This window comes from Lactiplantibacillus plajomi (assembly GCF_005405405.1).
Taxonomy (GTDB): Bacteria; Bacillota; Bacilli; order Lactobacillales; family Lactobacillaceae; genus Lactiplantibacillus; species Lactiplantibacillus plajomi.
In genome coordinates this window covers 1-917 of sequence record NZ_BJDZ01000065.1, presented here as the reverse complement: position 1 = coordinate 917, position 917 = coordinate 1, and the positions used below count along the sequence as shown (strand labels likewise).

General features: G+C 39.3%; 1 protein-coding gene. It reads left to right on the top strand.

Translation table 11 applies throughout. The annotated features are described in order from the left end of the window. Window positions 1-159: 159 nt before the first annotated feature. Window positions 160-917 (top strand): IS110 family transposase (locus FFM82_RS13415; protein ID WP_137646245.1); only part of this gene is annotated, 758 nt, incomplete at its 3' end.

Genomic DNA, 917 nt, shown 5'->3' with positions numbered 1-917 from the left:
ATGCCCTTTGGACTTCAAGTCCGTATTACAAACCGATCACCGCCATTATTCTTAGTAATTCAGGTTTAAGTATGTTGGTCTTCGAGACCGTGTTTAGGAAATTAGAATCGCCGAGAATAACTCCGGAATAGCTTTACTAATAATTTAGGAGATGTTTTTTTGGAAAAACATGATGTCATTGGAATTGACGTTTCAATGGGAAAAAGCAGTTGTGCGATTTATCGTTCAACTCAATGTCTGTTTGATTTCACGTTTACCCACACTATTTCTGGGTTTAATACCCTGCTTTCACGAATTAACCTGACGGTTAATCCAGTGGTGTATTTCGAATCTACTGGTATTTATTCAAGACCGGTGAGGGCTTTCTGTGAGCGTAATCAACTAGACTACGTTGAGGTTAATCCACTGACCTTACACTTTCAAATGAGTACTTTACGTCGCCTTAAAACAGATCGTAATGATGCTCATAAGATTGCCCAATATGGGATCCAGTATCCACAAGTTTTATCGCAACCATTTACCCCTAAATATAGAAAAACGCGGGAATTAACCCGATTTTATGCACAGATAGAGACCGATATGAAGGATAAACAGATAAGGTTACACAACGCCCTCCAACAGACTTTTCCAGAGCTAGAACACTTATTTGCTAGCCGGATATCCAAGCTAGCACTTAATGTCATCGAGTTGTTCCCACATCCAGAACTGGTGGGCCACTTGTCACAAACTAAGTTAAAAAATATTCTAATGAAAAACACTGATAAGAAAATTTCGAAAGTAAAGGCTCTTCGGCGGGCACAAGAACTTTTACACTTTGCTTCAGTTAGTTACCCTGCAGCTAACGCCGACAGTATCCAAGTTGATGAAGTTCGATACTATGCGCGAGTACTCATTAACTTGAAACTAAAAAAAGAACA